Raw genomic sequence first — 22,896 nt, forward strand, 5'->3', positions numbered from 1 at the left:
CGTGGCTCGCAATTAAAGGGGTTACGGCTTGGGGTATGAACCTGCATGCGGAGGCAATCTGTGTGCAGTGTAGCCTGCCTTGAGTGGTATTGAAGGATTCTGGGAAACAAGCTGTTATCCTCGGCCAAGGAATAACAGCCCGTGCCAGATGAAATCCATACTGCAAAAGAGGCTAGAGAGTGGCCTTCCGGTTGTTGCGGAAAACGCCTAGACTGTTCGCTTGGCGTGGCACCTTGAGGATTATAGTGTGGACTAAGTGGTAATCTAGTCTGGCCTTCGGCGACGCGGCCAATGCGCGTTGAAAGGGAAACCGTCATGGCGGCGACGCTGTGATACGTGCATGGGAAAACCAACTGGACCTAAGCCACAGCGTTTACTCAAGGTGCTGCCACCCGCTGTATGTTTCTTAGGGTGGGAAACAGTCTTTGAAAAAAAAATCGCGGCGTGTACCTTTGCGCTTTGCACTTACTATAGCAGCTATTACATTGCCGCTTGGCGCCTTATTTGACACTTCTACCATAGCTTTAAATCGTATGCCCTGGTACATAGGACTTATTGTAGTTCTAATTATTGTGTTAATCGGGGTTTTTTTTGATATGCTGGGGTTAGCTGCTGCCGCAGCTCGAGAGACGCCTTTTCATGCAATGGCTTCCAAAAAAATCTTTGGAGCTCGTAAGGCAATTGTGATTGTGCGCAATGCTGAAAAAGTTGCCAGCATATGTTCCGATGTCATTGGCGATATTGCTGGAGTTTTAAGCGGTGCTGGAGCGTTGGCTGTCAGTGTGCAACTAATGAAAGAAATTTATGCATATGGTTGGTATAAAGAGGCGATTTCCATCGTCATTACCGCCCTGGTCACCGCGTTGACAGTAGGCTGGAAAGCAATTGGAAAAACCATTGCCATTCAGTCACCAACGCCGATTGTATTATTGGCGGCAAGAAGTTGGGAGACGGTCTCCTTTTTGTTTGAAAAATCAGGTAAACTTAAATCTCGCAAGTCATTAAGGTCCAAAATGGACAAGAAACGGGGGCAGCACTAGATGTTGGAAAACATCAATAGCCCGGAAGATCTCAAAAGACTGGATGACGAGCAACTCAATCAATTGGCTATTGAGATTCGACAATTCTTGGTTGACACAGTCTCCAAAACAGGAGGTCACTTTGGTGCAAATCTGGGAGTTGTTGAATTGACTCTGGCTTTGCATAAAGTCTTCAATAGTCCAAAAGACAGATTGGTATGGGATGTTGGTCATCAGGCTTATGTGCATAAAATCCTTACTGGCCGCAAAGAAGGTTTTGCAAAGTTACGCAAACTTGGTGGGATGGCAGGTTTTCCTAAACGAGAAGAAAGTGAGCATGACGCTTTTGGAGTAGGGCATGCAAGCACATCGATTTCTGCAGCTCTTGGTATGGCTATTGCCCGTGATTTGGATGGTGCTGCTTATCATGTTGTTTCCATTATTGGCGACGGTGCCTTGACGGGCGGCATGGCTATGGAAGCATTAAATCACGCTGGTCATTTAGGAACTAATTTACTGGTTATCTTGAATGATAATGAAATGTCAATTGCAGAAAATGTGGGTGCTGTTTCTAAATACTTAACTCGTTTGCGCAGTGATCCGACATACTCTAAAGCAAAGGCAGAGATTGAGCAATCCTTGCTTAGATTACCTGCTATTGGAGCGAAATTGACAAAGACATTGGAAAAAATTAAAGATTCAATGCGCTATTTGATGGTGCCGGGGCATTGGTTTGAGGAATTTGGATTTAAGTACTTAGGACCTATTGATGGACATCATATAGGCGAATTGGTCCATACTTTGGAAGATGCTAAAAAAATGAACGGACCAGTGCTTATACATGTCATTACGGAAAAGGGTAAAGGCTATGCTTCGGCTGAGAACGCTCCGGACAAATGGCATGCTTGGCCTTCTTCGGCGAAAGTTAGTGGTGCGCCATCTTATACAAGCGTATTTAGTCAAACTTTAATCGAATTAGCCAAACAAGACGAACAAATTGTAGCTGTTACAGCAGCTATGCCTAGTGGGACGGGGTTAGATAAATTTTCTGCTGTTTTTCCCAAGCGTTGTTTCGATGTAGGAATTGCTGAACAACATGCCGCCACGTTTTGTGCGGGCTTAGCAACAAGTGGGAAAAAACCGGTTTTTGCTGTATATTCCACATTTCTGCAACGTGCTTATGACCAAGTCATTCATGATATTGCCATTCAAAATCTTCATGTTGTTTTTGCTATCGACCGTGCCGGTTTGGTTGGGCCTGATGGAGAAACACATCAAGGAGCTTTTGATCTCAGTTATTTGCGGGCTATACCTCATTTAACTGTGATGATGCCTAAAGATGAAAATGAACTTCGACATATGTTATATACGGCGCTCCAGCTTAACGGACCTGTAGCTGTGCGCTTCCCGCGTGCAGATGGTCTTGGCGTACCGTTTGATCCACAGTTTCAACTGATACCAGTAGGTGCATCGGAAATCCTTCGTGAAGGCAGAGAATTAGTGATTTATGCGCTTGGCCCGATGGTTGCAGTTGCCATGCAGGCTGCTGATCGGTTGTATGCTCAACATGGTATCTCTGCAAAAGTGGTTAATATGCGTTTTGTCAAACCACTCGATGCAGAGGAAGTAGTAAAAAATGCTCGTCTGGGGATTCCTGCTCTCACAGTCGAAGAAGCTGCATTAGCAGGCGGAATGGGTAGCGCTATACTTGAAGTATTGGCAGATGAACATCTCGAAGTTCCTTTAACCAGAGTTGGCTTGCCAGATCGTTTTATTGAGCATGGCAGTCGAGAAGAGTTACTTAAGCAAGTGGGCCTAGATGTAGATACATTGGTCGATCACGCTCTTCTCCTTGTGAAGGATGCAAAACGCTCTCGTCATCTGGCAAGGGGTTGAAAGATTGACTGAATCAAAACAAAGACTGGATATATGGCTTTATCAAAATCAGCTATTTCCAAGCCGTGAGGCGGCGCGGCGAGCTATTATGGCTGGTTGGATATTTGTAAATGGAGAACGTGCAGAAAAAGCAGGTACTCTCGTTCGAGAAGGTATGCAAGTAGAAGTTCGCGGTCAGCATAATCGATATGTGAGTCGGGGCGGACTGAAATTAGAAAAAGCACTGCGCGTTTTTGACATTTCTTGCGAAAAAATTACAGCGCTGGATATAGGTGCATCCACTGGCGGATTTACAGATTGTTTGCTTCAACATGGAGCGGACAGAGTCTATGCTCTTGATGTAGGTTATGGTCAATTGGATTGGAAATTGCGTCAAAATCCCAAAGTGGTTGTCCTTGAACGTACCAATTTCCGCCATGTTGATAAAAAATTATTCGATCCTTTGCCCCAAATGGTCGTTATGGATGTTTCTTTTATATCAACACGCCTGCTTTTTCAAAAAATCAACGAGATCGTTCAAAAACCGGGCATTATAATTTCGCTAATTAAGCCTCAATTTGAGGCCGGTCGTGAATTTGTGGGCAAGGGAGGAATTATTCGTCAGCCGGATGTTCACCGACGAGTTTTATTGGACATGCTGGAAAGTGTCAATCAAATGGGTTGGTCCTGTCGGGGGCTGGATGTTTCTCCAATCACTGGAGGGGACGGTAATATAGAATTCCTTGCCTATTGGTATACAGAACCGGGTTTTCAAATTCCCCTTCATGTAGACGATGTGGTTCATAGAGCTTGGCATGAACTAAAACCAGCCCTGTCGGACAATATACGCCCGGAAAGTTGAGGCTTTCTTTGACTTGTCCAGTTCAGACAGTGCTTTGCGTGGTCACCCATCCATCGTGAGGAATTATTTACTTTCGAACGGTTATACAATTTTGTATACTCGGCCCATGGCTCGTCTTAAGGGGTATTGGGATAGAGTTTTTTTTGAAGAACAATATGAAGTGGATTTCATTGTTCGTAAGAACGGTAAAGTATATGCTGTTCATGTAACGGCAAATGAGTTATCCAATCAACCCAACCAACAGGATTTGATGCAGCAATGGTTCCCGATTTTTGTAATTTTTCACGTTCAAAGTATTCTCCTGATGAATCTTCATGACGAAAGTGTTATAGAGATTGATTTTGAAATAAGAAAACCTATATACGTGCGTCAAAAGCAACTTTTACTCAATGCGGGGATATTATTTACAGGTATTTTGATAGGAATCATGCTGGGTTTTCATAGTCTGTAAACCATGAATTTCATGTGAAAGAGTTTGTGTGGGGCTGTCTGGAGGTCAATCTGTATGCGAACAGCGCTATTGCTATACAATCCACAAAAACGCCAGGCTTGTACAATTCAGGAACGCTTGCATCAACAGTTGGAGATGAATGGTTTTCAAGTTTGTTCCTTTCAGTCAGACGATTCACAAACTATTTTGCAGACCATCTCCGAAATCTCTGCCATTGAGGTTGCTTTTGTACTTGGAGGAGATGGAACTCTTTTATCAGTTGCAAGGATGCTAGCCCCAGCCAATATACCTATTTTGGGCATTAATGTGGGTCATTTAGGTTTCCTGACGGAATCTGATCCGGACGGAATTGAAGAAGCTGTGCGACGTATTCGTGATCGGGAGTATGACTTGGAAGCACGTATGATGCTTTCTGCTGCAGTTTTACGTGAAGAAAAAATGGTTCAGGAGCTATTGGCTTTGAATGATGCCGGGGTGGCAAAGGGCTCCTACGGTAGAATGGTCACGATACATACATATGTGGACGGTGTTTATGTGGACACCATTCGCGGTGATGGCATGATTGTATCTACACCTACAGGTTCGACTGCTTATTCTCTTTCTTGTGGAGGTCCTATTGTTACACCACATCTTGAGGTATTTTTATTGACGCCCATTTGTCCTCATACTTTGTTTTCCCGCCCGTGCGTGATGGATAGCCAACAGGAAATTTTGCTGGAAGTTGAAGCATCGCACAGTGACTTTGAGTTGACAGTGGATGGACAGGTCAGTGTTCGATTACATTCAGGAGATTGTGTTCGCATTCGTAAGGCAGTCTGCTCAACGACACTCATCAAATGGCGAGATCGAGAATTCTTTACGGTTTTGCGCAAAAAATTGCGAGAACCCCATTCTCACTTGGACCGAAAGGATGACTAAGCGGTGCTGGTGTCACTCACAGTCGAACATTTGGCGTTAATTGAGAAAATGGAATTGTCTTTTCAGGAAGGCATGACTGTGATTACAGGTGAAACGGGAGCTGGAAAATCAATTCTGCTTTCTGCCATTGCGCTCGTATTGGGAGGAAGAGCTTCTTCTGACTGGGTTGCCAAAGACTCTCCAGAAGCTTATGTAGAAGCGGTATTTCATCTTGATCCATCCCATAGGGATTGGACGGGCATTCTGGAAGAATGGGATATTCCTATTGAAGATGAATTGATTCTGACCAGGCGACTCTTTCATAACGGGAGAAGTGTATGCCGCTGTAATGGACGAAATATCACGGTATCTGCCCTGCGAGAAATCGGTTCTCAACTTGTATTGCAGAATAGTCAGCATGAACAACAGGCGTTGATGGAAGCACAACATCAGTTAACGCTTCTTACCCGTTTTGCTCATTTAGAAGAAGATCTGACGCGTTTGAAAAACGCGTTTAATCGCTGGAAAGAAGTGCGTGACAAGCGCTTAGAGTTATCACAAAACAGTTTGGAGCGTTTGAGCCGATTAGATTTGTTGCAGTTTCAGATGCAGGAGATCGATGCTGTTTCCCCAATTTCAGGAGAAGAAGAATCTTTATTCGAAGAAAGAATGAAATTACAATCTTTGGACAAATTAAAGTCGCTATCTGAAGAAGTGGATTCTCTCCTCAAGGGAAAAGAAGGATATTCAACAGGTGTTTTAACAGATCTCGCTAAAGCAGTGCAACGTTTGGAAAACGGCTTACGGATGGACGGGCAATTGCAAGAGACTCTGGATTTTTTACAAACAGCCCTTATTCATGTAGAAGAAGCTGGACATGCTTTGGATGCCTATCAAAATTCACTTGAATTTCAACCAAATCGTTTAGCAGACGTGGAAGATCGCTTGATTCAATTACGTGGATTGATGCGTAAATACGGTACTTCGATTGATGAAATATGGGCTTATCGTAATCGGATTGAAGAAGAAGTTAAACAATTAGAAAACTTTGATGAGAATTTGGCAAGTTTGGAACGAGAAGAGGAACAGGCATGGCATGATTTAAAAATAGAAGCTGATTTGTTGAGCAACAAACGTAAGCAGGCTGCCGACAAACTAGCGTCTGAAGTTACAGTCATTCTGAAGGAATTAGACATGCCAAGCGCTCAATTTATAGTAAATATTAGAAAAAAAGAGATCGTAGGAGCTGATGGACAGGATGAGGTTTCCATTCTTTTTTCAGCAAACTCGGGTGAAGATCTCAAACCTCTCGTGAAGGTAGCTTCGGGTGGGGAATTATCGAGGGTTTTGCTGGCTTTGCAAACCGTATTTGCGGAGGTTGAGCCTGCAGAACTGTTGATTTTTGATGAGATTGATACAGGTGTGAGCGGATATGCCGTAGATAAAATGGCTCGCCAACTTCAGGAACTGGCGAGACACAAACAAGTGATTTGCGTAACTCATTCTCCTCAAATAGCTGCTTCCTCTGGACAACATCTTTTGATTGAAAAAAGGCAATTTGAAAACCGTACCATTTCTGTAGCGTCGATCCTTTCTATAGAAGGTCGTATTCAAGAACTGGCACGTTTACTCGGTTCCTCATTGGCAGATAATACTGCTCAAGAACATGCCAAGGCTCTTCTGCAAAGTTATGACAAAGTATAGACAAGTCTCGCCGACTTTGGAGCAATTTTTACATCATATTGCCCACTCTTCAGGGAAAATTACTTATCGAGCGATACATCGGAGGTGTTGTTAGAAAAGGGGGAACTGAGATGCCGTACCGCACAATTGCCAAATGGGTTGTCGTAGCAGGTGCAAGCATCATAGGTGTGAGCAGTATGTTAGCCCACCGTTCATATCCTATCGATGTGCTTCATCATCAAGACGATTCAAAGCTTTATACTGTGCAAAATCATCAAACCACTTTTCAAAGCGAGCCAAGCCAAGTGCTGCCCTCTCAATCTACAGGTATTGTGGCCGCTGAACTTACCTCCAGTGGTAATAAAAATCATATTGAGCGATCAGCAACAGATTCTCCATGGCAGAAGTGGACCAACTGGTTACCTTGGAAAAAACAAGAGGTTCACTTTGGACCGCGATCGTACGTAGAAGTTGGAGGGGAATCAATAGGTATACGATTGCAGTCAGATGGAGTATTGGTCATCGGGTTTCAAGATTATGGTTCACGAAAATCTCCAGCACGTTTTACAGATTTGGAGATTGGAGATGTCATACAGTCTATCAATGGACATCCAGTTCACTCCACACAGGATTTAACATCACAGTTAATCAGGCCTATGTTTGATATAAAACTTGGTATCATTCATCAAAAGAAGTCAAAAACGATTCATATCCATCCTTATTTAGACAATCATCAGCGTCCTCATTTAGGTATTTTCGTACGTGACAAAGCCAGTGGTGTTGGAACATTGACTTACTATAATCCGGCAGAACACAGACTGGGTGCGCTTGGACATACCATTACAGATGTGGATACTGGACAGCCTATTGAGGGACGTGGATTGGTATTTGCTGCAAGAATTACTGGGATTGTAAAAGGGCAAATCGGTCATCCTGGTCAAAAGCGTGGGGAATTCTCCACCCATTCTCATCCAATTGGCAAAATAGATCAAAATAATGGTTATGGTGTATTTGGTGAATGTCAGCCCAATGGAGCAATTGGACCGTTGTTACCGGTAGCTTATCCAAACGAGGTTCACACAGGTGAAGCAACTTTATGGACGGTGCTTGAGGGAAACAAGATTGAGAAATTTAAAGTGGAAGTTGAAAAGGTATCCGCTTGGCAAACCATGCAAACCAAGAGTCTGGTTTTACATGTGGTTGATCCGCGACTTTTACAGGCTACAGGCGGTATTGTACAAGGAATGAGCGGAAGTCCGCTAACCCAAGATGGAAAACTAATTGGCGCTGTAACTCACGTATTTGTCTCAGATCCGACTCGTGGCTATGGTGTTTTAGCAACTTGGATGATGCATGCAGATGGAGAAGATCTACAGTCAAAGCTAACGGGATAAATTTGAATTTGTCATGTCGGAAGATGTCGATTTGAATGGAATTCTCACGAAAAGTATTACGCAAGAATTGGCAGGAACCTTTCCCTGTTTGTCGAAAAAGTTTCACAGCGAACGCAGGGGGGTTTTCTGGTGGCAATTAGTGTATTGATTGCGGACGATAATAGGGAATTTGCAGATTTGCTAGCTGAGTTCTTATCTACTCAAAGCGATATGAATGTAACTGGTGTCGCCTATAACGGCACAGATGTTTTAGAATTGGTCCGAGAACAGGCGCCTGATGTCATTGTTTTAGATATTATCATGCCTGTGCTTGACGGTATTTCCACAATTGAACGGCTTTCTGAACAAAACCATCAAAAAATGCCCAAGATTATTATGCTGACTGCATTTGGACAAGAACATGTGACCAGACGAGCAGCAGAATTAGGTGTCTCGTACTTTATCCTTAAGCCATTTGATATGGCGACGCTTGCAGAACGGATACGTCAAATCGTTTACTCCTCGAATGCACCTGTGGCAGCTACAGTTTCATTTGCTCCCATGTCGGCTACTCCGTCAATTAGCGGATCGACTGTTGCGAAAAAATCTGTAGATGCCCAAATCACGCAGATCATTCACGAAATTGGTGTTCCTGCTCATATCAAAGGTTATCATTATCTTCGTGAAGCAATTGGTATTGTCTATGATGATGTTGATATCCTCGGTTCTATTACAAAAATTTTGTATCCAAGAATTGCCGAGCGCTATAAAACGACACCTTCTCGAGTAGAACGAGCTATCCGTCATTCTATTGAAGTTGCATGGGGGCGCGGGAATATGGATGCCATTCGCACGGTTTTTGGCTATACCGTAAGCGCTTCGAAAACAAAGCCGACAAATTCGGAGTTTATTGCCATGATAGCTGATAAATTAAGGATGGAGCATAGAGTAGGGTAAAAGTTTGTCTTCATTCATAATGACTCGAAGATTACAAATTTAAAGCCAATCGCTTTTTGGTAAGATGGAAGTGTGAAAATCTTTACCAAAAGGCGATTTTTGTATTTGTATAGTTGGAGTGGTTGTAATGTTATTCGAAAAAGACTTGCTGTCTGTAAGATTATTAACAATGCAAGATTACCCTCTGCTAGTCAAATGGCTTTCTCAACCACAAGTTCTCGAATTTTACGAAGGTAGAGATCAATCCTATAATATGGCTAAAATTTCCAGGTTATATGGGTCAAAAAACTTCCGTGGAATAACAGCTTGCATAGTTGAATATAGAGGAGAAAATATTGGCTATGTCCAGTTTTACGCTTTACCCGATCAACAAAAAAATGAATATGGCTTACGTAAGGAAGAGTTGATTTATGGTATAGATCTATTCATCGGTGAGATTTCTTTTTGGAATCGGGGCATAGGTACTTTATTAGTGACATCATTGGTGCAATATCTAGAATGGGATTGCAAAGTTCATCGAATTGTGGCTGATCCGTTTGAATGGAATGTAAGAGCTATCCGCTGTTATGAAAAAGCGGGTTTTCGTAAATGGAAGTATTTACAACATCATGAAATTCATGAAGGAACCTGGCAAAACAGTTGGTTATTGATGTATTCTTCTGCAAAGTGATCTGCAAAGAATAGAGAAAAAGCATCTCAGGAGGCAGACTAATGGAGGATATTCGCTATCCAATCGGAAAATTTGTATTCGTTGAAAATGTAACAGAATTGGGTAGGGGGAAGTGGATTCAAGATATTGTTGAAGCACCTTCCAAACTGAATCATGCTGTTGAAGGATTATCAGGAGAACAGTTGGACATACCCTATCGTGATGGAGGCTGGACGATTCGACAAATTGTCCATCATTTGGCTGAAAACGATATGTTAGTGTATGCAAGATTTAAGAGCGCTTTAACCGAAGATAATCCACAAATCATGGCGGTCAAAGAAAACTTATGGGCAGAACTTCCTGATATTCATGTGCCCATTGCTTCATCGTTGCAGTTGTTTACATTGATTCATGAACGTTGGTCCATTTTACTCAAAAATATGTCTGATAAAGATTTTACACGTACTTTTGTCCATCCTGTAAGTGGGGTGTGGGACCTAAATAAAGCGCTCGGTGTTTATTCTTGGCATAACAGACACCATATAGCACAAATTATTAATTTGCGGGAAAGAATGGGTTGGTAAATTGTTTCTCTCGTTGCTGGGGTGGAATGAATTTTAGATCAATAGCACATTTGACATGATGGATGACACAATTTATCTATAAATATGCCAAGTTCCGCTCGTCCATGTGGACGAATATCGTGATGTCCAAATCCTTCCTTCGCGTAGAGTGTAGATGACCACAAACCAGTTTTGTGGAAATTCACTCTATAGGAGGAGAGTAGACATGGTGACTCGTGCGCATGTCACACCATATGTGGGGCAGCGTGTAGTTGTTCGCACTCATAATGGAGCCATCCATCACGGTATCCTGCATTCCGTCACTAACGATGGAATCTACCTGCGCCCTTTGCGTGGTCAATGGCAGCCAGCCAATTGTCAAGAGCAAGCACAATACGAAGTCTTAACCCGCAAGAACGGATCGCAGGAAGACGTTGAAGAAGCATGGTGGCCATTCTTTTTCTTGCCCTGGCTTGCTATAGCTGCATTTTGGCCATGGGCTTGGTGGTGGTAAGTTCTGTTTTTTGTATGAAGCATCAACTTTTCCTCATGGTAGCCGGCTCCCTGCGAGCCGGCGTTACTCATATATCATCTGCTAAATTTACGGTGAGGGATTTGAACTTAGGATGCTGAACCAGGCTTCAGCACGTACAGTGTGAGTGTCCTTCTACCAAAATCCAACGCCTCTTGTTCGGTAGCCATACAGATGTCTATTCGATCTCCCTGAATAGCGCCTCCCGTATCGGCAGCAATTAAGTCTCCAAATCCAGGGATATAGACCACCGAACCGAGGGGGATGACAGACGGATCGACCGCGATAACGCCTGGTTCAGCAGGTCTTCCTGTTGCAGTAATTCCGCCTGCAACGTATGCCGTAGCAACCACCGTTAAAGTTTCGGCACTTTGCAAATTATTGCTGCTTCTCGCACTGAGCGTACTTTCAGGATTAGATTGATTGTAAGTTTGGGATTGAATAGGTGGTAAAACTGGAGCAATCCCTTCTAAGAGAACACGGGGAGTTGGGGGGCGGATGGTTTGAACGTGTTCGGCCTGTTGCAACATACGACCATCTAAAAAAACGCGCACCTGTTTAATCTCAGCAATGCCTTCTTCGCCAGAGTGCAAGACGTGGTATTGACCTACTGGCAAACGAGTTGTTTTTTCTATAAAGGTTTCAAATGGTAATCTTCGCTTGCTGATGGTGGTTACCACATGTTTTTGCATAAACCGATGGTCTGTATGAAGACTTGTCATGAACGATTTTTTAGAGTTTTCTTTTTTTTGTAATCTAATTTTTAGCCATTGTGATTTATTTTGCGCCTGTAAACTAGAATTTTCATTATTGATATAAATTGAATTCGCTTTCGGAAACAGGGTAGTAGTTTCCTGATGAGAAGAAGGAACCAATGTAGTAGCTCCATCGGCAATCAGCGAGGCAATCAGAGCTGAAATGGTTACCGGCATCATACCTGGCTTAAGCAATTGCTCACCCCTATCGAAAAATAATGAATTGGATTGGCTGGTTTGTCATTCAGACTATGCACCAGCCTCTCTTTTCATGACAGAGTTTTTACCGTATCTTTAGGTTTGCAGTTCTCGTTTGGGAAAAGAGGCACAATACATATGAATAAACCTATAGCTTTGATTTCTTTAATCCTAGTTACATTGGTTTGGGGAGTAACATTTACTTTAACGAAATCAGCACTTTCGGATGTACCTGCCCTGCCATTTTTGGCGATCCGCTTTCTATTAGCTAGTTTTTGTATGCTGCCCTTCGTGTTTTGGAAACGTGACCTGCGAAAACAAATGAATTGGCAATCGACGTGGATAGGTGCAGGAATTGGTCTGGTATTAATGCTTGGTTATGCCTTGCAAACTTTTGGACTAGAGACCACTTCACCCGCAACAAGTGGCTTTTTGACAGGACTTTCAGTGGTCATGGTACCGTTTATCAGTTCGGTTATTCAGAAAAAAAAGAGAATGGGTGTCCGTGTCTGGGTGGGAACATGGTTCGCAGCAGGCGGTTTATATCTACTTTGTGGACCAGGATTAATTCATATGCAACCTGGCATCCTGGAAGGTTTATTTTGTGCGTTGTTTATGGCGTTACAAATCGTCATGGTAGAAAAGGCAGCCCCTTTCATCTCACCTCTCTATCTGGCTTTTGTTGAAATTGCAACCATGTCAATTTGTTTTTCAATATACTCCTTTTTGGTCTACCCTCATTCAGTATGGAATCTGGCAAATTGGTTGCAGCCCAAAGTGGTTATTTCTCTGCTTGTCAACGGCATTATGGGTACCTCTATTGCTTATTGGATTCAAAATGTTGCTCAACGTTATTTGAGCGCTTCTCAATCTGCAGTTATTTTTACGTTAGAACCGGTATTCGCTGCTCTTGTGGCTTGGCTTTTAGATCAGCAGAAGTTAGGTTTCTTCACATGGTTCGGAGCTTTTTTCATTTTGCTAGGCATGTGGTTGAGCGATACTTCCATTCGATGGAAACTAACATGGAAAAATCATGATGAAATCAGTCAATGAGGTAGAAAAATGATAATGTTTATATAAAAAATGGTAATCAAGTAAATTATTTTAGAATGAATTCAATAATTTTTTATGTTAGCTTGTTAGTAATCTTCTGCTTCAAGCCGAATCGCTAATAGCAGCGTACGGGGGATTTTCAGTATGAAGGTGCGGGAATGATGCAATTGCCCGATCGCCTTCTAGGGGTGAATCCAAATTTGGACAGGCGTACTCGATCGCCTGAACCCGACAGCTAACCTCGGAGGCAATTCTCGAGAGGGAGTCGTTTACACATTATGTTGAAAAAACAATTTTTAAAGAAGCGAACTTTGCAAATCGCTGCTCCGGTCGTAGCAGTATCTTTTTTTGCGGCCACACATATGACGGTTGCCCATGCAGATACGATGTCAACGTACACCGTACAAGCAGGCGATACATTATGGAAAATTTCTCAAGCCTACCATATCTCTCTAGCTTCATTGGAAGCAGCTAATCCTCAGGTCACTCCGCGCGATATGTTGATTGGCACAGTACTGAATTTGCCAGTCTCAAGCCGTACATCTTCTTCTATTGTGGCCAACACCAACCAAATAAATTCAAGTTCATCTCCAACCGCAAATGCTGATTATTCAGAGGCTACTTACAATAGTAATCTATATTGGTTAGCCCATTTAATTTCTGCTGAAGCTCAGGGTACCCCGCTCAATGCTCAAATTGCAGTGGGGGATGTTGTCTGGAATCGTATGCAAAATCCAGATTACCCAAACACTGCTTATGGGGTAATATTCCAGAAAACGAACGGTTATGCGCAGTTTACTTGTACCACGAACGGTTTTATCTATCAGACTCCTGTGGCTAGCGCTTGGACTGCTGCCGAAGATGTGTTGGACAACCATGAAAATCTAGTACCTAATGCGTATGTTTTTTATAATCCATCCAAAACCGCTTCTAACAGTTGGGTCTGGGATCAACCAACCATTGAACAAATTGGGCCGTTTATTTTTGCACAGTGATGGTTTTGTAGAAAGCCATTACTGGTTAGATTTTTAAAAAGTTTATATTTTATTTACTAAACTTATATAACAGAAAATTTTAAATAATAAAACAAAAAAGAGGTGCATTTTGTGAAAAACAACAGATTTGCCAAATGGTTTTGGCAAGGCGCTGGCGTCTTGGCAGCTGCATCAACAGTTCTCGCCTTTGTTCAGCCAAACGAAGTTTGGGCTGCAAATCTGTCGTCCAATTCCAGCGAATATGTAGAGACGAATCACGGTTGGGTAGACATGTTTCGCTCACCATCTATCTATTCTCCTGTGGTAGGTAAATTAGAATTATCGGAGCAAGCACCGTTGGTAAAAAAATATAACAACTACTGGTATGAGGTTGATTGGCAAGGTCAAGATGTTTTTTTGACCACGAGTAGCAGGTTTGTCCATCTGGTAACAACCGATAGTACTCAAACAGTTGCTCCTTCTTCAACAAACACTGCATCATCGGATCTTTCAGCAAATACGACTGTAAACACAAATGGATTGAGTTCTGCAACCTCTCCTTCGTCATCTTTGCCAGAGTGGAAAATAGAGGCTAACAAAGTGATTGCTGTAGCCCGTACCCAACTGGGTGTCCCTTATTGGTGGGGGCATCAGGTTCCTGGTGTAGGTTTTGACTGCTCAAATTTTACGGCTTGGGTTTATCGGACTGCTCTTGGCATCCGCTTTTCATCGTCGTCCGTATATCAACGTTATCATGTAGGAACACCTGTTCCACTGTCGCAAATTCGTGAAGGAGATTTGCTTTTCTTCCGAACAGCCAATAACCCGACAGGTGGAGGACATGTGGGGATTTATGAAGGTAACGGAATGCTCATTGAAGAAGGTGGGGGATACGGAAAAGTAGTCCAAGTTTCACTGTATTCGACTTGGTTTGGGCATGCTTTAGTTTTTGCTCGCCAGGTCATTCCTAACTCCTAACCAGATGTTTGTCAATCGGGCGAATGTCCATGGCATAAATCTGGACTGCTACGTACTGTAAGAGCAGAAACCGCTCAAGGGAGGTGCTCTTAGATGTACGGAGTATTTGGAGGATATACTCGCTGGGCTGTAGTATTTCTCATCATCTTTGTGCTCTTTATCCTGCTCGTGCCCTATTCGGTAACTACCTGCACCACAACACCGGTTGCGTAATTTAACAATTTTTACAAATTCAGAACAAAAAAGCTGTCCCTGCAGGGGCAGTTTTTTGTTTCAAAACAGGAAGGACAATGAGAGGATTTGCTGAACAGTTTGGAATTCCTTAATCTATTGATGAGACGTTTCTCAACACTTCCGTCTGAAAAGGAGATCCGTTCATGATTTTTCTTGTTGATCTTCCCCAACCGTTTGATTGGGACGCTACCATAGAGCGGTTTGCCGTTCGAGAAGATATTACAGTCCATGTTCAGGACCATACGCTCATTCGTACTTTTTGGACGGGAAATAAACCCATTGTTTACCGTGCTTCCGCAGTCAAAAGCCGCTGTATGGATAGTGTGTTGAAGATAGAGACCAATCGCAACCTTTCTTATCAAGAACAAACAGAATTGAAGGCACATTTGGCACTCACACTTAGTTTTACAGACGACGTAGAAGCGATGTATGAGACATTGCAACATACACCTGCAGCCATACTTTTTGAACGCTTTCGCGGGTTGCGTCCAGTACACGATCCAACGCTTTTCGAATCGCTCATCCGTACCATCATCGGGCAACAGTTAAACACTAAATTTGCTGCCACTCTTGTGAATAGGCTGGTTCGATTAGCGGGTGATCACGTTGAAAATCCATTTGTAGAAGAAATTTTCACTTTTCCAGCCGCAGAATCCTTATTGCGATTTTCTGTGGATGATTTACGGCAAATACAATTGAACAATCGCAAGGCCGAGACAATACTCAGCATTGCTCGAAGTGTGGTTGAAGAACAACTGCCGCTTGAAAAATGGCGTGGTATTTCTCGCGAGGAGTGGTTTGAGCGTTTACTGCCGGTGAAGGGAGTGGGTTTCTGGACAGTGGAGTGTCTGCTGCTTTTTGGGGTGGGAATGCTTGATGAATGGCCAAGCGCAGATGTGGGATTGCAGAAGGGTCTTGCCAATCTTCTTATTTTGCCGGATCGTCCCAATCTTGATGAAACCAAGCGACTCGGTGAGATGTTTGCTCCTTTTCGCAGTTATGTCACTTATTATGTATGGCACAGTTTACGTCATCCATTACCAGGCCATACGTCAAATAGATAAATGGGTGTTTAAGTTAGGAATATTTTAGAAATCCATTCAAGGAGGAGACCACCTATAATCGAAACAATAAAAGAGACAACTGCTCGTAATATCGTATAGGGAACTCCAAGAAAAGGAAATTCAGCAGGTATGCGTGGTAAAGAAACAAGCTGCCAAGATGTAAGAAAACTGAAAACCGCCCCTGGAGCTGCTTTGGCGTTTAAAAGTCCAGCGGCTAAAGGATAAACTGCCCAGCGCGATCCGGTTCCCATCAATCCAAAAAGTGCTCCTATGATGATTCCAGACAATCCACTTTGTGGTCCAAGAAATCGGGCAATGACTTTTGTATCTATAACCTGAGAAATGAGACCTGCGATAAACATGGATACAAGCATCCATGGCATCGCTTGAATCAACATGGATAAACTGGATTCTACACCATCATGAGCCAATTCAGGTTTGTAGAACATAAGAATAGTGTAAGTGCCAATAGTACACAGACCTACTGTCAGCAGGATTCTGTCCAAATTTTATCGCCCCCTCCTACCCTACCCTTAAGTTACCACTTTCTGTAAATTATTGATCATGCTTGTCCATATTGAAGGTTGTGAAAATGGCAATGACCAAACAGCTACTCCAGCTAAACCGTCGTTATTGACAAGTTGAAGCTTGTCGGAAAATGTCTGTTGATTGGCATACCATACTTCTTCGGTTCCACCATTGACTGGATATTGAGCATACATAAGATCGAGACTTGGCTGATATTCGGATTTGGCTTGATGTTCAGCAAGAATCGAAGCAACACTGTCAAGTCCAACGGCTTCGCTGTTCACTGCCTGTCCATTGACCACTGTCCAGAAACGTGTGTACATGGGTATACCAAGCAAGAGCTTATCCGCAGGAACTCCTGTATCCAGTAAATCATTGACACAGCTTTTCACCCAGGGCATGTCTGCTACAGGACCAGGTGTTGGATCGGCTGCCCAATGTTCATCATAGGCCATGAGAATCAGTTGATCGCTCACATCTGCCAAGCCGGCATGAAAGTAAGCGGAATTGTCAACTAGCGGTACAATATCTGCCGTCACATCAACTGATAAATCAACATGAATGGCTTGAAGATTTTTGTGTAAGCGAGCTACAAATGTTGTGTAAGCAGATTGATCGGAGTCATCCAAGTTTTCAAAATCAAGATTAATGCCATTTAGTTGATTTTGTTTGGCAATTTGGACAAGTTGCTGTATACATCTCATTTCACTGGCTTTACTAGATAAAAATTGATGAGTCATATTGGCAAGAAATTGATTGTCAAAAAGCGCCCAAACTTGTACATGATGCTGATGCGCATACTGAATTACGGCGGGATTCACTTGACTGCTCACCTGGCCGGAAGCGTTTTGAAGTTCCAGCCAGCTTGGAGATACAACATTCATTCCTGGATTATCTTTAATGAGCATGTCACTTTCATAGGTGGATTCAGCGGGCATCCAACCTAAAGCAATTTTGTGAGAGACCGATTGCCAGTTTGCTATAGAAGATAGTAGTGGTGACTGTGTTCCACCTCCTGATTCTTGAAATGTGGAAGGAGTCGAAAAGTAGGCGTCTTCCAATTCAACTTCCGGATGAAGAAACGGCATATGTGTTGTTTCTGCTAACCAAGTTGGAAATGTTTTTAGAAAGTTCCCCAGCGGCATGTTCTCCGTATTATTTTCTGTATCGGTTGTTCCAATCCATTCATTGAGTAACGCGTCTCCAAGGGTTGTGGTACTCCAGTTTGAACCTGGATTGTCAAAGCTTTGGTTCAATGCACCGTCTAAAGCAACCATGCCCCATAGAAAACTGCCTGCGGCAATTGCAGCAAGCAACGCACGGCGTGCTTTTTTTCGCCGCTTTTTTAACTTGCGCATCCGCCATTCTCCTATCTATTGAACTCTTTATCTCTTGTCTATCTGCTGTATTCTATGAGACGAGTTTTGTAATTAGAAGATTTATAGAAAAGTTTTTTCGATATTTGCCTCATTGAATAGAATGCTTTGCTGGCGTATCATAAAAAAGAGCAGAATATACCCATCTTTACATTTCATCATTATCCGCTCGTACAAAACGAGCGAGAGGAGGGGCGGCAATGGCAACTGTTCAATCTTCACAGGCTTTGGAAGTTCACTGTTTGCCTGTGCCAACCGGATTTGCTGTTGGTGATATGAATGCCTATCTTCTACAGCGCGCAGACGTATATGTGTTGGTGGATAACGGACCACGGCGTCAAGAATCACTGACGGCATTGGAAAAAGGGCTTAGAGAGCACGGTATCTCATCTTTTTCGGAATTGTCCGCACTGGTGTTGACACACGGTCATGTCGATCACGTTGGATTAACTCGGAAAATTGCCGAAGCTGGCGTTCCCGTCTATGCGCATCACGGTGTGTCCAGCTGGTTGGATGGCTGGGAAGGAGGGCATATTTACCGTACGCGGTTTTACGAAGCACTTTATCAACGCTGTGGGATGCCACAAAATTATCAAGAAATGGCTCAAAAAGAATTTTTTTTATTACAAAAATTGAACGACCGGTCGGTAGTTAATGTCCCGGTTCATGACGGAATGACTTTTGAGTGGCTTCCGGAGTTTCAGTTTATAGAGGTTCCAGGTCATGCTCAGGCTGCTATTGCGCTCTACCATCCAGAAGAAGAAATGATGATCATTGGCGACCAACTTATTGCCCGAATATCATCCAATGCCTTGGTTGAGCCTTTACCGGGAGAAGCAGACGGCTTTCTAGCAAAGCGTAGTAAGTCTTTGCTTGATTACAGAAACAATTTGAAATGCATACAAGGAATGAAACTTCGTACTGTTTATCCAGGCCATGGAAACGTGATTGACAATCCACGCGATCTGATTGTCAAAAGACTTGAGGAACAGGAGAGTCGAAGAGATAAGGTTCTGCAAATGGTTCGAACCAAGCCGATGCAAACAGCTTGGGATTACGCTGCTGCTTATTTTCCACATCGGCTTGATCAACCTAGCTTAATTCTCTCCGAAATACTAGGTTATCTGGATTGGTTAGTCGTGGATGGGGAGATTCACATCGTTGAAAAGCAGGGTGTTGAGTATTTTTATTGCTCGCGTACCTGAATTTTGCAGACTTTATTCTGGATTCTCTTTCCACTCGGTTTGTCCATCCGAAAAAAATTCTTTTTTCCATATAGGAACTTCTTTTTTTAATCGATCAATCAGCGTCTTGCACACTGTGAAAGCAATATCACGGTGGGCGGACGCTGCGGCACATATCACGGCTGTTTCTGTGGGTACAAGTGTTCCCACGCGATGCCAAGCCAGGGTTTTAACACCAGGATAGGTGGTTTCCAACTCTTCACCAAGTCGATGCATTTGTAAAAGAGCCATATCCTTGTATGCCTCGTATTCTAATTTCTCCGTTCGTCTATCTCCAGTCCACTCTCTTACTGTGCCAGAAAACAGTACAATTCCTCCGAATCTAGGATCCTCAAGTAATTGATAGGCTTTTGACAAGTCAAGCGGTTCATCTGTCACCTGATAGTAAGGTGAAATTATTTCTATTTTTCCTGATCCCCCGCCAACTGGTGGAATCCATGCTATTTCATCCCCGTCTTTCAATAAAGTGCTATCTTCTGCGTACGACTCATGGAGAGCCGCAACTGCTCTATGTAAATCCTGCTGGAGTTGAGGGAAAATTTTCGTGAGTTCAGAACGGACATCAAGAATTTGGGCATTTTCAGGCAACTCGATCCAGCACTCGTTGGTTTGAGCTAGTTCACGTAATCGGGCGAAAAATAGAACTTTGATTCGCAATGAGAGGTCACTCCTTATATGGAACGGTTTTACCGGTTCCCATCCTGTCAATTTTTCATGTATGCTTAACGGAGACTCTATGAAGCTGATTCATAAGAAACAGTGTAAAGTTTAACTGTTGAATTGCCAACTAGACAAATCAAATAATATCCATAGCATAATGGAGAGATTAGAGTGACCAAAGAAACTCAAACGGATCGTCCCATTCAATTGACTCATTTTGACGCTGAAGGTCATGCACATATGGTCAACATCAGCAGTAAATCTACTACTGCAAGGCGTGCAGTTGCGCGTGTTGAAATTTTCATGCAAGCAGAGACGCAGAAACTCATAGAAGAGGGAGGCTTAAAAAAAGGGAATGTCCTTTCAGTGGCAGAAATTGCAGCTGTGATGGGTGCCAAACAGACGGCACAGATGATTCCTCTTTGCCATCCAGTGCCTCTTGAGCATGTTTCGGTACGACATGAGTTTTTAGAACCGCTAGAAGGTCAATCACGCCTGCAAATTGAGGTGGAAGTGGCAGCAACCTATCGAACAGGGATTGAAATGGAAGCTTTGCATGCTTGTTCAGTGGCAGCCTTGACCGTTTATGATATGTGTAAAGCAGTCGATCGCGCTATGACCATTGAACGGCTTCGGGTTGTATATAAATCAGGTGGGAAAAGTGGCACGTTTGAAGCAGAATAACCTCACAAACGATAAAGAATCACAAGTTTTCAGAGTAGAGTATAGGCAACGAGGTTCTTACTGTTAGAAGTTTCTTTTTTAATAGAACAATTTTCTCAAACTGAGTTTTTGAAAGATGGGGGTACACACATTGAATCTGATTGTGCTAGGAGCAGGCCAAGGAGGAGAAAAGGTTTTAAAAACTTTGGCTGAATATCGAGATTTACAGATTCTCTGTGTTGTGGACAAACGTCCAGAGGCGCCTGGCATGTTACTTGCCGAGCAACTTCGTATTCCAACTGCGCCCGATGTTGATAGTGCTTTACAACAGGTGCAAGGACAAATAGACGTTATTTTGGAAGTTACAGGTCATACCGAAGTGTACATGCGTCTTCTGGAACGTTTTCCAGAACGACCCATTGTAGTTCCTGCTTCTGCTTTGCAGTTTTTTATGCTCATCATGTCAGAAAAGGAACGATTGATTGCTTCTGCACGTACTCGGCAACGAGATCTGCAGAGAATTCTCAATGCTACGCAAGATGGCATGATCGGTATTGATGCAGGAGGAAGAGTAACTCTTTGCAACGCAGCTGCAGAACGCATGCTGGGTGTTTCTAGTGCTACTATGCGCGGCAGAAAGGCACATACCTGGATACCCCTTGAAGTGTATGAACCTATTCTCCAAGGTAAGGATAGCCCAGTCACTCAGATGCGTTCTCAAGCTGGTACAGATCTCGTTGTTCATGCCTTGCCAATGGATGATGAGACTCTTCAACGTGCTGGAGCCTTAGTTGTATTGCGGGATGTGACGGAAGTACACCGTTTGGCCGCAGAAGTCACTAATTTGCGAGAAGTGCAGCAGTTGCTTGAGGCCATTATACAAAGTACTCAGGACGCTATTTCGGTTGTCGATCAAAACGGCATTGGATGGATGATTAACCCAGCCTATACGCGTTTGACAGGCCTTCCGCCAGAACGTGTGATTGGCCAGCCTGCCGAAGTAGATATTGCCGAAGGTGAAAGTATGCACATGCAAGTGTTGAGAACAGGGCAAGCTGTCCGCAACGTGCCACTGAAAGTCGGTCCTCTGCGCAAAGAAGTGATTGTTGATGTTGCTCCGATTTGGGTAGGGAATGAATTGCGCGGTTCGGTCGGTGTCATTCACGATGTATCGGAAATCAAGCAATTGACAGATGAGTTACAACGGGCTAATCGACTTATTCGTTCCTTATCTGCTAAATATCGTTTCGAAGATATTGTCGGTTCGAGTCAGGCGGTTATTCATGCTATCGACCAGGCGCGAAAAGCGGCGGCTACTTCTGCCCCAGTTTTATTGCGCGGCGAACCAGGGACGGGCAAAGAATTGTTTGCACACGCTATACATCAAGAAAGTCAGCGTGCGAAAGGTCCTTTTGTGCGTGTCAATTGTGCTCTCTTTTCTGAAGAAATGTTGGAGATTGAGTTGTTTGGACTGGAAGAAGGAGCATCTTCCAGTTTGTTGCGGGGAGAATCGGCCTTTTAGAAGAAGCTTCTGGTGGGACCTTGTTTCTTGACGAGATCGGCGAAATGAGTGTTTCTACTCAAGCCAAACTGTTGCGTGTGCTGCAGGAGAAAGAACTGGTTCGCGTGGGAGGGACGCGACCGATTGCGGTTGATGTGCGCTTGATTTCTGCTACTCATCTGCATCTAGAACAGGCAGTTGCAGCTGGACGTTTTCGTGAGGATTTGTATTACCGAATCAATGTTATTCCTATTTTTATTCCACCCTTAAGATATCGTAAGGAAGACATAGAGGAGTTGGCTAAAGCTATATTACAACGACAAAATCAAGCTTTCGGTCGGAATGTGGACGCAATTTCGAAAGATGCTTTGCAAGCGCTTATACGCTGGGATTGGCCTGGGAACGTAAGGGAACTCGAAAATGTTTTAGGTCGAGCTATGATGTCCGTAGGATACAGTGAAACGACACTATCAGCGCATCATTTGCCGCCTCTCGGGTTTTCTGTTCAAGAATTGGCAGGAGAAACAGGCGAGAGTGGCTATTTGCCACGCCAAGGAACACTGAATGAACGTATGCAAATGGTTGAGCAGGCAATTTTGCGTGAAACACTTGCAGCAACAGGTGGCAATAAGACAGAAGCAGCTAGGCGTCTCGGTATTTCCGTGCGTACTCTGTATTACAAATTGGAAACGAGCGAAAAGAGATAATTCTATTTGCATTTCGTGAAAACGCTTGCTTGCGTGTTTTTGCAGACTGTGCAATTTATTTCATGTTTTTAGCTTCTATGGATTGCTCAAAAAAAACAAA

General features: G+C 43.3%; 23 protein-coding genes and 1 riboswitch. Of the genes, 19 read left to right on the top strand and 4 right to left on the bottom strand.

The window, feature by feature from the left end; all coding sequences use genetic code 11:
* The first annotated feature begins 425 nt into the window (after positions 1-425).
* From FY534_RS05955 to FY534_RS06005, 11 genes are all read left to right on the top strand, one after another.
* Entirely contained in the window at positions 426-1,040 is a 615-nt protein-coding gene (locus tag FY534_RS05955; protein ID WP_072874195.1) for a CNNM metal transporter family protein, read from the top strand.
* Positions 1,041-2,915 carry a 1-deoxy-D-xylulose-5-phosphate synthase gene (dxs, locus tag FY534_RS05960; RefSeq protein ID WP_203115425.1) on the top strand — a complete coding sequence of 625 codons (1,875 nt, stop codon included), beginning with the start codon at positions 1,041-1,043 and terminating at the stop codon, positions 2,913-2,915.
* 4 nt (positions 2,916-2,919) lie between these two features.
* Complete coding sequence (locus FY534_RS05965; protein ID WP_072874197.1) at positions 2,920-3,756, top strand: TlyA family RNA methyltransferase; 837 nt, start codon at positions 2,920-2,922, stop codon at positions 3,754-3,756.
* Positions 3,757-3,769: 13 nt separating this feature from the next.
* On the top strand, positions 3,770-4,207 hold the full coding sequence (locus FY534_RS05970) for a hypothetical protein (RefSeq protein ID WP_203115426.1): 438 nt from the start codon (positions 3,770-3,772) through the stop codon (positions 4,205-4,207).
* A gap of 54 nt (positions 4,208-4,261) precedes the next feature.
* Positions 4,262-5,125, top strand: a complete 864-nt coding sequence (locus FY534_RS05975; RefSeq protein ID WP_072874199.1) for an NAD(+)/NADH kinase — start codon at positions 4,262-4,264, stop codon at positions 5,123-5,125.
* Positions 5,126-5,128: 3 nt separating this feature from the next.
* The gene (recN, locus tag FY534_RS05980; protein ID WP_203115427.1) at positions 5,129-6,808 is read left to right on the top strand and encodes a DNA repair protein RecN; all 1,680 of its coding nucleotides are present in this window, start codon (positions 5,129-5,131) and stop codon (positions 6,806-6,808) included.
* Between the two features lie 110 nt (positions 6,809-6,918).
* Positions 6,919-8,181, top strand: coding sequence for a SpoIVB peptidase (gene spoIVB / locus FY534_RS05985; protein WP_203115428.1), 1,263 nt, complete (start codon positions 6,919-6,921; stop codon positions 8,179-8,181).
* Between the two features lie 126 nt (positions 8,182-8,307).
* Complete coding sequence (gene spo0A, locus FY534_RS05990; RefSeq protein ID WP_203115546.1) at positions 8,308-9,117, top strand: sporulation transcription factor Spo0A; 810 nt, start codon at positions 8,308-8,310, stop codon at positions 9,115-9,117.
* A gap of 127 nt (positions 9,118-9,244) precedes the next feature.
* Positions 9,245-9,787 carry a GNAT family N-acetyltransferase gene (locus FY534_RS05995; RefSeq protein ID WP_203115547.1) on the top strand — a complete coding sequence of 181 codons (543 nt, stop codon included), beginning with the start codon at positions 9,245-9,247 and terminating at the stop codon, positions 9,785-9,787.
* Between the two features lie 41 nt (positions 9,788-9,828).
* Positions 9,829-10,350 carry a YfiT family bacillithiol transferase gene (locus FY534_RS06000; RefSeq protein ID WP_203115429.1) on the top strand — a complete coding sequence of 174 codons (522 nt, stop codon included), beginning with the start codon at positions 9,829-9,831 and terminating at the stop codon, positions 10,348-10,350.
* Positions 10,351-10,555: 205 nt separating this feature from the next.
* The gene (locus FY534_RS06005) at positions 10,556-10,843 is read left to right on the top strand and encodes an LSm family protein (protein ID WP_203115430.1); all 288 of its coding nucleotides are present in this window, start codon (positions 10,556-10,558) and stop codon (positions 10,841-10,843) included.
* Positions 10,844-10,950: 107 nt separating this feature from the next.
* Here the strand turns inward: FY534_RS06005 and FY534_RS06010 are convergent, their stop codons facing one another.
* Positions 10,951-11,811, bottom strand: coding sequence for a G5 and 3D domain-containing protein (locus tag FY534_RS06010; RefSeq protein WP_203115431.1), 861 nt, complete (start codon positions 11,809-11,811; stop codon positions 10,951-10,953).
* A 141-nt stretch (positions 11,812-11,952) separates the two neighbouring features.
* Here FY534_RS06010 and FY534_RS06015 point away from each other — a divergent pair, with 141 nt between their 5' ends.
* From FY534_RS06015 to FY534_RS06030, 4 genes are all read left to right on the top strand, one after another.
* A complete protein-coding gene (locus tag FY534_RS06015) occupies positions 11,953-12,867 on the top strand; it encodes a DMT family transporter (protein WP_203115432.1) in 915 nt (304 codons plus the stop codon).
* Positions 12,868-12,962: 95 nt separating this feature from the next.
* Positions 12,963-13,133: riboswitch (cyclic di-AMP (ydaO/yuaA leader) on the top strand.
* Positions 13,134-13,145: 12 nt separating this feature from the next.
* Complete coding sequence (locus tag FY534_RS06020; protein WP_072874207.1) at positions 13,146-13,862, top strand: cell wall hydrolase; 717 nt, start codon at positions 13,146-13,148, stop codon at positions 13,860-13,862.
* 111 nt (positions 13,863-13,973) lie between these two features.
* The gene (locus tag FY534_RS06025) at positions 13,974-14,819 is read left to right on the top strand and encodes a C40 family peptidase (protein ID WP_203115433.1); all 846 of its coding nucleotides are present in this window, start codon (positions 13,974-13,976) and stop codon (positions 14,817-14,819) included.
* 377 nt (positions 14,820-15,196) lie between these two features.
* Positions 15,197-16,117, top strand: coding sequence for a DNA-3-methyladenine glycosylase family protein (locus tag FY534_RS06030; protein WP_203115434.1), 921 nt, complete (start codon positions 15,197-15,199; stop codon positions 16,115-16,117).
* A gap of 8 nt (positions 16,118-16,125) precedes the next feature.
* On the opposite strand, the gene FY534_RS06035 is transcribed toward FY534_RS06030, so the two are convergent.
* The gene (locus FY534_RS06035; protein WP_072874210.1) at positions 16,126-16,623 is read right to left on the bottom strand and encodes a permease; all 498 of its coding nucleotides are present in this window, start codon (positions 16,621-16,623) and stop codon (positions 16,126-16,128) included.
* Positions 16,624-16,650: 27 nt separating this feature from the next.
* A complete protein-coding gene (locus FY534_RS06040) occupies positions 16,651-18,003 on the bottom strand; it encodes a glycosyl hydrolase family 18 protein (protein WP_072874211.1) in 1,353 nt (450 codons plus the stop codon).
* Between the two features lie 218 nt (positions 18,004-18,221).
* Between FY534_RS06040 and FY534_RS06045 the strand changes: the two genes are divergently transcribed.
* Entirely contained in the window at positions 18,222-19,226 is a 1,005-nt protein-coding gene (locus FY534_RS06045; protein WP_203115435.1) for an MBL fold metallo-hydrolase, read from the top strand.
* A gap of 12 nt (positions 19,227-19,238) precedes the next feature.
* On the opposite strand, the gene FY534_RS06050 is transcribed toward FY534_RS06045, so the two are convergent.
* Positions 19,239-19,922 (bottom strand): molybdenum cofactor biosynthesis protein MoaE, encoded by a 684-nt coding sequence (locus tag FY534_RS06050; RefSeq protein ID WP_203115436.1) that lies wholly within the window; start codon positions 19,920-19,922, stop codon positions 19,239-19,241.
* A gap of 174 nt (positions 19,923-20,096) precedes the next feature.
* On the opposite strand from FY534_RS06050, the gene moaC reads away from it, so the two are divergent.
* From moaC to FY534_RS14995, 3 genes are all read left to right on the top strand, one after another.
* The gene (gene moaC / locus FY534_RS06055) at positions 20,097-20,609 is read left to right on the top strand and encodes a cyclic pyranopterin monophosphate synthase MoaC (RefSeq protein ID WP_072874214.1); all 513 of its coding nucleotides are present in this window, start codon (positions 20,097-20,099) and stop codon (positions 20,607-20,609) included.
* 130 nt (positions 20,610-20,739) lie between these two features.
* On the top strand, positions 20,740-22,110 hold the full coding sequence (locus tag FY534_RS06060) for a sigma 54-interacting transcriptional regulator (RefSeq protein ID WP_370541548.1): 1,371 nt from the start codon (positions 20,740-20,742) through the stop codon (positions 22,108-22,110).
* Between the two features lie 20 nt (positions 22,111-22,130).
* Positions 22,131-22,796 (top strand): sigma 54-interacting transcriptional regulator, encoded by a 666-nt coding sequence (locus tag FY534_RS14995; RefSeq protein WP_370541549.1) that lies wholly within the window; start codon positions 22,131-22,133, stop codon positions 22,794-22,796.
* Positions 22,797-22,896 lie beyond the last annotated feature (100 nt).

Source organism: Alicyclobacillus sp. TC, assembly GCF_016804365.1.
Lineage (GTDB): Bacteria > Bacillota > Bacilli > Alicyclobacillales > Alicyclobacillaceae > Alicyclobacillus_I > Alicyclobacillus_I tolerans.

What these genes read in the sequence shown, in the direction of transcription:
- dxs (WP_203115425.1), top strand. Translation starts at nt 1,041, where the DNA reads ATGTTGGAAAACATCAATAGCCCGGAAGATCTCAAAAGACTGGATGAC.
- FY534_RS05975 (WP_072874199.1), top strand. Translation starts at nt 4,262, where the DNA reads ATGCGAACAGCGCTATTGCTATACAATCCACAAAAACGCCAGGCTTGT.
- spoIVB (WP_203115428.1), top strand. Translation starts at nt 6,919, where the DNA reads ATGCCGTACCGCACAATTGCCAAATGGGTTGTCGTAGCAGGTGCAAGC.
- FY534_RS05995 (WP_203115547.1), top strand. Translation starts at nt 9,245, where the DNA reads ATGTTATTCGAAAAAGACTTGCTGTCTGTAAGATTATTAACAATGCAA.
- FY534_RS06000 (WP_203115429.1), top strand. Translation starts at nt 9,829, where the DNA reads ATGGAGGATATTCGCTATCCAATCGGAAAATTTGTATTCGTTGAAAAT.
- FY534_RS06005 (WP_203115430.1), top strand. Translation starts at nt 10,556, where the DNA reads ATGGTGACTCGTGCGCATGTCACACCATATGTGGGGCAGCGTGTAGTT.
- FY534_RS06015 (WP_203115432.1), top strand. Translation starts at nt 11,953, where the DNA reads ATGAATAAACCTATAGCTTTGATTTCTTTAATCCTAGTTACATTGGTT.
- FY534_RS06020 (WP_072874207.1), top strand. Translation starts at nt 13,146, where the DNA reads ATGTTGAAAAAACAATTTTTAAAGAAGCGAACTTTGCAAATCGCTGCT.
- FY534_RS06030 (WP_203115434.1), top strand. Translation starts at nt 15,197, where the DNA reads ATGATTTTTCTTGTTGATCTTCCCCAACCGTTTGATTGGGACGCTACC.
- FY534_RS06040 (WP_072874211.1), bottom strand. Translation starts at nt 18,003, where the DNA reads ATGCGCAAGTTAAAAAAGCGGCGAAAAAAAGCACGCCGTGCGTTGCTT.
- FY534_RS06045 (WP_203115435.1), top strand. Translation starts at nt 18,222, where the DNA reads ATGGCAACTGTTCAATCTTCACAGGCTTTGGAAGTTCACTGTTTGCCT.